This window comes from Staphylococcus sp. HMSC072B07 (genome assembly GCF_001815505.1).
Classification (GTDB): domain Bacteria; phylum Bacillota; class Bacilli; order Staphylococcales; family Staphylococcaceae; genus Staphylococcus; species Staphylococcus simulans.
This window is the reverse complement of the sequence record NZ_KV820912.1, coordinates 43848-53898: the sequence shown is the minus strand read 5'-3', so window position 1 is coordinate 53898 and position 10051 is coordinate 43848. Positions and strand designations below refer to the sequence as shown.

Sequence of the window (10051 nt, the reverse complement as noted above, 5' to 3'; positions counted from 1 at the left end):
TTCAAGTTATAACGGTAGTTTGTCTACGGTCTGGGCAGCTATGCAAGTACATAGCTGCTTTTTTAATTGAATTCTAATAATTCTCTAATTCTTTACAAACTTAACCTCCTTAACATAGGCGATAAGGATTTTTACTAGGAGGTTATAACAATGAAAATTGCAGTGATACCCTCAGGCTTTAAAGAAAGCTTGAGTTCAGCAGAAGTCGGTACAGCAATTCAAAAAGGTCTGCATGAAGCAGATGAAAGTTTAAATATTCAAGTGATTCCGATGGTGGATGGAGGCGAAGGATTTGCGCAAACTATCACGCAAATTAAAAATGGTCAGCTTTATCATTTAAATGCAGAAGATCCATTAGGACAAAAACGCAAAACATTTTATGGTATGTTTTATGAAAACAAACAAAAAGTTGCGGTAATTGAGATGGCCGCAATTGCGGGTCTAAGACATGTACCTAGCAACCAGAGAAATCCGCTTCACACTTCTACATACGGTGTAGGTGAAGCAATTATCCACGCATTAGATCATGGCGCTGAACGTATCTTAATCGGCTGTGGTGATTCGGGAACATCTGATGGCGGTGTCGGCATGGCACAATCAATCGGTGTACGTTTCAAAGATTATAAAGGTAAAACAATATTTATCCATGGCGGAGGTGAAATTGACCGTATTCATGATATGGATTTATCTCATATTGATCCGCGTGTATTAAATACACCTATAGATGTAGCAGTGAATTGGTCGAATATTTTATGTGGACCAAAAGGTGTCGCAAAAGTATTCGGTCCACAAAAAGGTGCAAGTCCAAAAGAAGTCGAACATTTATCGGATAACCTTGATCATTTGGCACGTTTAATAAAACGTTCAACAGGTGAGTCAGTTGCTTATCAACAAGGTTCTGGCGCATCTGGTGGATTAGGTGCAGGGTTAATCGCTTTTGCGAACGCTACATTGCATCCACGTTTTGAATTAATTCAACAGTACTTGCATATTGAACCTGTTATTGCACAAGCTGATTAGTCATCACAGCAGAAGGGTGTTTAGATTTCCAAACGCCAAACGGAAAAATTCCTGCTGAAGTAGCGAGAATCGCACAACAATATGATACACCTGTGATTGCGTTAGCAGGAACAATCGGTCAAAATGCGGAATTTAATTATCAAAGTGGTATTAATGCCTTTCACAGCATTATTAAACAGCCTTCAAGTTTAGATGATTCTATTGAGTATGCATCAAAATGGCTAAAGGAATGTGCACGAAATATATATCACTCAATTCAAATCGGTATGAAGATGAATCAAACAAAGTCACAAACACACACAACTAAACAAAGACATTTTGTGCTTTAAAGATGAGTTATTCTAAATTAATCGCAGCCATTCTTTATCTTATTTTCACGCTATGGCTGTTTTTAGAAACAAATTTGTCCTATTTAGGACAATTGAGTGTGGCTTTGTTTGTGTTATCTTTAGTGCTATTTATTTTTAGTAAAATGCCAGCAGGGTTATCTGCAATGTTGGTTGTATGTTTAGGTATTTTACTCGGTATGCCGCAAGATATTTTGTATCAATCATTAGAAGAACATGTGATTTGGTTAATGATTGGCGCATTTATTATTGGTGGCGTAGTGGAAACCAGTGGTTTATTAGATCGTTTGATTCGTTGGATTGAAGCGAAGTGTACGTCTGGAAAACGTATGAATATCTTTGTCTTTATCTTAGTACAAATTTTATCTTTAATTATTCCATCTACTTCAGGTCGTGCAGCAGCACTTCTACCTGTATATCAAGCATTTGGCAATCGTTTTAATTCAAATCGTCAGTATTTAGGCATATTGATGCCAGTGTTAATTTTGATGGGAACAAACTTATCTTTAATCGGTGCAGGCAGTCATATTATTGGGATTGGACTGCTTGAAAATCAAACAGATGGTTCTATTTCTTATCTTCAATTCTTACTATGGGGCTTTCCATTTGGGATAATTATTGCAATAATAAGCTTATTTATGATAAAAAAGTTTTATATGAAGCCTGTTGAAAAGATTTCAACAGAAAATATAATACAATATGAAAAACAACCATTGACTAAAAAAGAGAAAAAAGCAGCAGTCCTCATTAGTTTGACAGTGATACTTTGGATTACTGAACCACTGCATGGCTTCGATATTGCCTTTGTGACAATTTTAATGAGCTTGATTATGATTATGCCTAAAGTTGATTTGATCGGATGGCGTGAAGCATTTAACAGAGTGTCATGGAGCTTAATTTTCTTTGTAGCGGGTGCGACTGCACTCGGCAATCTATTGGTGAAATATAAAGTGCTCGATGTCATTCAACATCAATTATTTCAAGTGATGCATCATGTCAAACTGGTAAATGAATTTGTGCCGCTAGTGATTATTGTAGTATTGACTATGACTTCTCACTTGTATATTACAAGTCATACAACACGTGCAGTCGTCTTTATTCCATTACTGATTGTTTTTGGTAAAATATTTGGTTTAAACCTGACAGCAGTTGTATTTATTGCGCTGATCGGTACGAACTACTGCTTAACTTTTCCAGTCAGTTCTAAAGCCTTGTTATTGTTTTATGAGAATAAAGAAAGACCATTTACAATTAAACAGCTCATGTATTTAAGTTTAGGTATCATGCCAGTATATATGCTTACCATGATTGTGATGTATTATGTTTATTGGCAATATGTTGGGCTTTCATTGAAATAGGAGTGAATAGAAAGTGGAAACTATCTTAATTGTGGAAGATGACGAGAAAATAGCACGCGTCATTGAACTAGAATTGGATTATGCAGGCTATGATGTCTGTATAGCGCATTCTGGTAAAGCAGCATTACAACTTTATCAAGAACGTCACATTGATTTGATTTTACTTGATGTGATGATACCAGATTTAAATGGATTAGAAGTGCTCAGACGTATTCGAAATGATGATGACTATATTAAAATTATTATGTTAACTGCACGTGATGAAGTCATGGATAAAGTCAGCGGTTTAGATTCTGGTGCAAATGATTATATGACTAAGCCATTTGAAATTGAAGAATTATTAGCACGGATTCGTGTACATTTAAAACAGCAGCAATTAAATCAAAAAGAAGCTGTTGAAGTTTTAACACATGATCACATCGAATTGAATCCACAATCTAGAGAAGTTTTTGTCGATGGCAGTCTAGTCGAACTCACACAAAAAGAGTACGATTTGTTGTACTACTTTATGACTAACCAAAATATTGCTTTAGATCGTGCGCAGATCATTGAGTATGTCTGGGGTTATGATTTCGTAGGTGATACGAATGTTGTAGATGTTTATGTCAGATACTTAAGAAAGAAATTAGATACGGCTGATACTTCAATTATATCAAGTGTCAGAGGTATCGGTTATATGATGAGAGCTTAGTTATGAAACTAGGAACACAACTTCAAATTTATATCACTTTGATGATTGCGATTGTTGTCATTATTACTAATTTGACGATCTATTTTATTTATCGTACCACTTCGTTAAATGCGGAAACCGCACAATTAGAAGATAAAGCAATCAGCACGATGGAAGAATTACGAAAGGCCAAAGAAAATCATAACGACAAAGAAAAAGTATTGCAAAGTTTGATTTTAACTGATGGTTATATTGCGATTGTAGGTAAAGATGATGATAGTAAATTTCAAGTCACATCTAATCCAAAATATAAAGATTTAAGTGAACCGTATAAAAATAAACAATATAAAAAGGCGATTTATAAAAAAGGGCATCATTTTGTCTTAGTCAGTATTCCACTCGTTTGGAAAGATGGTGAAGTCAGTAATTTACAAATTTTTGAGAATATCGATTTCAAATATAGTAAATACGATATTTTAAAAGTGGTATTAACACTTTCTACATTGTTTATTTTGTTGATTGTCTTTTTATTAAATCGATTACTGACTCAAATTATTTTACAACCGATAAATCAATTGATTGAGAAAATGAAAAAAACGATTGAAACGAATCATTATGTCATTATGGATATTAATCAAAAGGATACTAAAGAGTTGCAAGCATTAACTCAGACATATAATGATATGATGGAAAATTTAAAGGAACATGATGAAAAGCAGCAAGCATTTATATCCAATGCTTCTCATGAATTGAAAACACCGATTACGGTGATTAATTCATATAGTCAGATGTTGAAGCGGTTTGGAAAAACTAGAGAAGATATTTTAAATGAAAGTATAGATGCGATCAGCGATGAAGCACAACGACTGAAATATTTAACTGAGCAAATGTTGGATTTAGCTAAAGTAGAGCGCAGTAATCAACAGGCAGAACGACAATCTGTTGATTTAAATGAAATATTAGAGCATAAGGCTTCACGTTTCGCACATGCATATGATAGAAATATTGTATTTCACTGTGATAATACTGCACGTGCATTTGTGAATGAAGATCAGTTCAAACAGTTGATGACAATTTTTTTAGATAATGCGATTAAGTACAGTCAAGATGATGTGATGATACATGCGACAGAACATCCAACGCACATAAACGTGAATATTTCAGATCGTGGCATTGGTATTCCACCAGAAGATTTAGAACAGATCTTCAATAAATTTTATCGTGTGGACAAAGCAAGAGCAAGACAATCTGGGGGTTCTGGTTTAGGACTCTATATCGCGTTTGAATTAGCCAAACGTAATGACATAGAAATTCAAGTACAAAGTGTGCTTGATGTTGGCACAACGTTTATTTTGATTATAGAAAAGGTGACTTCAAATGGTGCTCAAAAAGATGATTAAAATACTGTTGATAGTCATTATTTGTATATTGATAGTGATATTATGTGCAGTGATTTATTTCAAGTCCACGCAACACGACTACACCCAACAAGAAGTTAAACAACTAGTAGATGATCGTTATGACGGCAAAATTCAATCTATTTCTTTGAACAAAGCTAAAACAACTTATAAGGTAAAATTGTTAGATGAAGGGTTAAAGTATGATTTAGAAGTGGATAAAAAAGACGGCGCAATTAAAAATGTCCATACAGTAAAAGTCAAACAACCGACTAAGTCAAAATCACAGCAAGAAAAAGCAACTAAGAAGAAAGAGACACCTTATATTTCAGAAGAAACAGCAAAAGCAGTCGCACAACATCAAGTGCCAGGTCAATTTGTTTATATTGATTTAGAAAAAGAGCACAATCCACCTTTTTATACGGTTCAACAAATCGTAGACGATGATGAAGGCGCAGTAATTAAAGTGAATGCCCTCAATAAAAAAGTACTGTCTGTGTCATGGTTCGAAATTAAAGATGATGACGACGATGATGATTTTGATGATTAAAAATATAAGCAGCTGTTGAAGTGTTATATGCGTTCAACAGCTGCTTATTTTCTTTGCCTATATTTCATTTTGAATTTATTGTAAAATAGTAGAGGTATGACAGAGAGAAGAGGTGTAGTTGATGGAGGGTATTTTACCTGTATTTAAAGAACGTGGTTTAACAAGCCATGATGTTGTATTTAAATTGCGTAAAATTTTACATACTAAAAAAGTAGGCCATACAGGCACATTAGATCCAGAAGTAAATGGCGTTTTACCGATTTGTGTCGGTGGTGCCACTAAAGTCAGTGACTATATCATGGAAATGGGTAAAGCATATCAAGCAACGGTTACGGTCGGTGTGAGTACAACTACTGAAGACCAAACTGGAGAGGTGCTAGAAACGAAAGCAGTCAGTAAAGATTTAACAGCTGATAAAATTGATGAAGCGATTTTATCATTTGTAGGTGAAATTGAACAAATTCCGCCGATGTATTCTTCTGTTAAAGTGAATGGACGTAAGCTTTATGAGTACGCACGTAATAATGAAACAGTTGAACGCCCTAAACGAAAAGTGCGCATTTATGAAATTGAACGTAATTCTGAGATTCGGTATAAAGATGACACATGTTCATTTGATATATTTATACGTTGTGGGAAAGGGACATATATCAGAACGTTAGCAACTGATATCGGTAGAGCATTAGGTTATCCGGCACATATGTCTCAATTAACACGTGTAGAAAGCGGCGGATTTTCTATCGATGAAAGTTTAACTTTGGATCAAATTGATGAATTATATAAGCAAGAAGCATTACAGGAAAAGCTATTTCCGATAGAATATGGTTTGAAAGGGTTGCCTCATATTCAAATTGACGACCCGAACATCAAAAAACGTATTTTAAATGGACAGAAATTTTATAAAAATGAATTTTCTGAAGCGATTGATGAAGTAACAGTGATGGAAGATAAAGAAACAGAAAAAGCCTTAGCGCTTTATATTCCGCACGCTGAGAAACCGAATGAAATCAAACCTAAAAAGGTATTTAACTAAAGGAGCATCGCAAAATGAAAGTAATTGAAGTTACACATCCAATTCAACCTGAGCAATATATACAAGAAGACGTTGCGATGGCATTGGGATTTTTTGATGGCTTGCATAAAGGACATGCGCAAGTCTTTCATACTTTAAATGAGATTGCGAAAAAACGTAATTTGAAAAAAGCGATTATGACGTTTGATCCCCATCCATCGGTTGTATTGAATCCTAAACAAAAAAGAACGGATTATTTAACGCCGTTAAGTGATAAAATCGAAATTTTAGAATCATATAACATCGATTATGTTATTATTGTGAATTTCACATCTAAATTTGCGGATGTTTCGATTGATGAGTTTGTGAATGAATATTTAATCGCAAACCATGTGAAAGAAGTCGTTGCAGGCTTTGATTTTACATTCGGCAAACACGGTAAAGGCAATATGTCTGTACTCCAAGAATTAAAAACACACTTTAATACAACGATTGTGAGCAAACAAGAAATGTTCTCAGAGAAAATATCAACAACTGAAATTAGAAAAGCATTAAAAGAAGGCGACTTGCAGAAAGCAAATGATGAACTAGGCTATCGTTACCGCATCAAAGGAACAGTAGTCCAAGGTGAAAAACGTGGCAGAACAATCGGGTTCCCAACAGCAAATATTGAACCGAGCGACGATTATGTATTACCTAAAAAAGGTGTGTACGCAGTCAGCTTAGCTATCGGTACAGAACAACGTATTTATAGAGGCGTATGTAATGTGGGTGTGAAACCGACATTCCATGATCCTAAGAAATCACATGTCGTGATTGAAGTGAATATCTTTGATTTTGAAGAAGATATTTATGGTGAACGTGTGATTGTCTTTTGGCACCACTATTTAAGACCGGAAATCAAGTTTGATGGTATTGATCCGCTTGTAGAACAAATGAATAAAGATAAAGAACAAGCGAAATATTTATTATCGGTTGATTTCGGTGATGAAGTATCTTATAATATTTAGGTCGGAATGATTACACATGTGGTAATCAAAACAAGATTAAAAACAGTCCTCACTCTTGGCAGGTCGATACTCCGACGCCTGACTCAGACTGGGGAGACTAAATTATTAAAGGAGGAAATTGACAATGGCAATTTCACAAGAACGTAAAGACGAATTAATCAAACAATACCGTGTACACGAAACAGACACAGGTTCACCAGAAGTACAAATCGCAGTATTAACTGCAGAAATCAATGCTTTAAACGAACACTTACGTACACACAAAAAAGACCACCATTCACGTCGTGGTTTATTAAAAATGGTAGGTCGTCGTAGACATTTATTAAACTACTTACGTAAAAAAGATATTCAACGTTACCGTGAATTAATCAAATCATTAGGTATCCGTCGTTAATCTTTTCTTAAGTAAAACGCTGATACCAGTTAGAGGAAAGGACCATCGTTGGTTGCTTTCCTTTTTTTATAGCTTAGATACGAATGTGCGTATAAAAATAATCATGTAAATGATATGATAGAATTATTAATGTAAAAGAGGTAGTAAGAGAAAGGAGATTCCTAATGTCTCAAGACAAGAAAGTGTTTAAGACCGAATGGGCAAACCGTCCGTTAACAATTGAAACTGGGCAGATGGCAAAACAAGCAAACGGTGCGGTACTCGTACGTTATGGGGATACAGTTGTATTATCTACTGCGACAGCATCAAAAGAACCGCGTGATGGAGATTTCTTCCCATTAACAGTTAACTATGAAGAAAAAATGTATGCAGCAGGTAAAATTCCTGGGGGCTTTAAAAAACGTGAAGGTCGTCCGGCTGACGAAGCAACTTTAACTGCGCGTTTAATCGATAGACCAATCCGTCCATTATTCCCTAAAGGTTACCGCCATGATGTTCAAATCATGAATATCGTGTTAAGTGCTGATCCAGATTGTTCACCAGAAATGGCAGCAATGATCGGTTCATCAATGGCATTAAGTGTATCAGATATCCCATTCCAAGGTCCGATTGCAGGGGTAAATGTCGGTTATGTTGATGGTCAATATGTGATCAACCCGACTGTAGAACAAAAAGAACAATCTCGTTTAGATTTAGAAGTTGCAGGCCATAAAGACGCAGTCAACATGGTTGAAGCAGGCGCAAGCGAGATTACTGAAAAAGAAATGTTAGATGCAATTTTCTTCGGTCATGAAGAAATTAAGCGTTTAGTAGCGTTCCAAGAGGAAATTATTGATTACCTTAAACCTGAGAAATCAGAATTTATTCCAGTTGAACGTGATGCAGAAGTCGAAGAAAAAGTAACTGCATTAACACAAGAAAAAGGTTTGAAAGAAGCAATTCAAACATTCGATAAAAAAGAACGCGAAGAAAATATCGACGCAGTTCGTGACGAAATTATTGAGATTTTCGAAGATGAAGAAGATCCGGAAAACGAAGCGTTACTAGCTGAAGTAAATGCAATCTTAAATGATTTAGTAAAAGAAGAAGTCCGTCGTCAAATCGCGGATGAAAAAGTACGACCAGATGGACGTAAACCAGATGAAATTCGTCCATTAGAATCTGAAGTAGGTCTATTACCGCGTGCACATGGTTCAGGTTTATTCACTCGTGGTCAAACACAAGCGTTATCTGTATTGACATTAGGCGCATTAAGCGAATATCAATTAATTGACGGTTTAGGACCTGAAGTTGAAAAACGCTTTATGCATCACTATAACTTCCCGAACTTCTCAGTAGGTGAAACAGGTCCAGTTCGTGCACCAGGTCGTCGTGAAATCGGACACGGTGCATTAGGCGAACGTGCTTTGAAATATATCATTCCTGACACACAAGATTTCCCATATACAGTACGTATTGTCAGCGAAGTGCTTGAATCAAACGGTTCATCATCACAAGCATCTATTTGCGGTTCTACACTTGCTTTAATGGATGCAGGTGTACCAATCAAAGCACCAGTTGCTGGTATTGCGATGGGTCTTGTAACACGCGATGATAACTATACAATTCTTACAGATATTCAAGGTATGGAAGATGCTTTAGGCGACATGGACTTCAAAGTTGCCGGTACTAAAGATGGTATCACAGCAATCCAAATGGATATCAAAATCGATGGTTTAACTAGAGAAATCATTGAAGAAGCTTTAGAACAAGCACGTGTCGGTCGTTTAACAATTCTAGAACACATGCTTCAAACAATCGATCAACCAAGACCAGAATTAAGTGCGTATGCACCTAAAGTTGAAACAATGACAATCAAACCAGACAAAATCAGAGATGTTATTGGACCTGGCGGTAAGAAAATCAATGAAATCATTGATGAAACAGGTGTTAAACTGGATATCGAACAAGATGGTACTATCTTTATCGGTGCAGTAGATCAAGCGATGATCAATCGTGCGCGTGAAATTATTGAAGAAATTACACGTGAAGCAGAAGTGGGTCAAACATATAATGCGAAAGTTAAACGTATTGAAAAATACGGTGCGTTCGTAGAATTATTCCCAGGCACTGATGCGTTATTACACATCTCACAAATTGCGAATGAGCGTATCAATAAAGTTGAAGATGTATTGAAACTTGGCGACTCAATTGAAGTTAAAGTAACTGAAATTGACAGTAAAGGCCGTGTGAATGCATCTCACCGTGTATTATTAAATAAAGAAAACTAATAGAATATGAGATTGAATAAGAA

The 10051-nt window shown here is 35.7% G+C and carries 8 protein-coding genes and 1 pseudogene; all 9 read left to right on the top strand.

Annotated features, from left to right (window positions below):
* Window positions 1-150: 150 nt before the first annotated feature.
* The 9 genes and pseudogenes from HMPREF3031_RS06795 (at window position 151) to pnp (ending at window position 10028) form a co-directional block, all read left to right on the top strand.
* Window positions 151-1349, top strand: a pseudogene (locus tag HMPREF3031_RS06795) (glycerate kinase).
* A gap of 2 nt (window positions 1350-1351) precedes the next feature.
* Window positions 1352-2725, top strand: a complete 1374-nt coding sequence (locus tag HMPREF3031_RS06790; RefSeq protein WP_037556367.1) for an SLC13 family permease — start codon at window positions 1352-1354, stop codon at window positions 2723-2725.
* A 13-nt stretch (window positions 2726-2738) separates the two neighbouring features.
* Complete coding sequence (locus tag HMPREF3031_RS06785) at window positions 2739-3416, top strand: response regulator transcription factor (protein ID WP_002480714.1); 678 nt, start codon at window positions 2739-2741, stop codon at window positions 3414-3416.
* A 2-nt stretch (window positions 3417-3418) separates the two neighbouring features.
* Window positions 3419-4795, top strand: a complete 1377-nt coding sequence (locus HMPREF3031_RS06780; RefSeq protein WP_002480715.1) for a sensor histidine kinase — start codon at window positions 3419-3421, stop codon at window positions 4793-4795.
* Complete coding sequence (locus HMPREF3031_RS06775) at window positions 4773-5342, top strand: PepSY domain-containing protein (RefSeq protein ID WP_002480716.1); 570 nt, start codon at window positions 4773-4775, stop codon at window positions 5340-5342. The genes HMPREF3031_RS06780 and HMPREF3031_RS06775 overlap by 23 nt, the downstream gene beginning before the upstream one ends.
* A gap of 118 nt (window positions 5343-5460) precedes the next feature.
* Window positions 5461-6375 (top strand): tRNA pseudouridine(55) synthase TruB, encoded by a 915-nt coding sequence (gene truB, locus HMPREF3031_RS06770; RefSeq protein WP_103363875.1) that lies wholly within the window; start codon window positions 5461-5463, stop codon window positions 6373-6375.
* A 14-nt stretch (window positions 6376-6389) separates the two neighbouring features.
* On the top strand, window positions 6390-7364 hold the full coding sequence (locus HMPREF3031_RS06765) for a bifunctional riboflavin kinase/FAD synthetase (RefSeq protein WP_002480718.1): 975 nt from the start codon (window positions 6390-6392) through the stop codon (window positions 7362-7364).
* A gap of 124 nt (window positions 7365-7488) precedes the next feature.
* Window positions 7489-7758, top strand: a complete 270-nt coding sequence (gene rpsO / locus HMPREF3031_RS06760) for a 30S ribosomal protein S15 (RefSeq protein ID WP_002480719.1) — start codon at window positions 7489-7491, stop codon at window positions 7756-7758.
* A gap of 164 nt (window positions 7759-7922) precedes the next feature.
* Entirely contained in the window at window positions 7923-10028 is a 2106-nt protein-coding gene (pnp, locus tag HMPREF3031_RS06755; RefSeq protein ID WP_002480720.1) for a polyribonucleotide nucleotidyltransferase, read from the top strand.
* The last annotated feature ends 23 nt before the right edge of the window (window positions 10029-10051 follow it).

What these genes read in the sequence shown, in the direction of transcription:
- rpsO (WP_002480719.1), top strand. Translation starts at nt 7,489, where the DNA reads ATGGCAATTTCACAAGAACGTAAAGACGAATTAATCAAACAATACCGT.
- HMPREF3031_RS06790 (WP_037556367.1), top strand. Translation starts at nt 1,352, where the DNA reads ATGAGTTATTCTAAATTAATCGCAGCCATTCTTTATCTTATTTTCACG.
- HMPREF3031_RS06775 (WP_002480716.1), top strand. Translation starts at nt 4,773, where the DNA reads ATGGTGCTCAAAAAGATGATTAAAATACTGTTGATAGTCATTATTTGT.
- HMPREF3031_RS06780 (WP_002480715.1), top strand. Translation starts at nt 3,419, where the DNA reads ATGAAACTAGGAACACAACTTCAAATTTATATCACTTTGATGATTGCG.
- HMPREF3031_RS06765 (WP_002480718.1), top strand. Translation starts at nt 6,390, where the DNA reads ATGAAAGTAATTGAAGTTACACATCCAATTCAACCTGAGCAATATATA.
- pnp (WP_002480720.1), top strand. Translation starts at nt 7,923, where the DNA reads ATGTCTCAAGACAAGAAAGTGTTTAAGACCGAATGGGCAAACCGTCCG.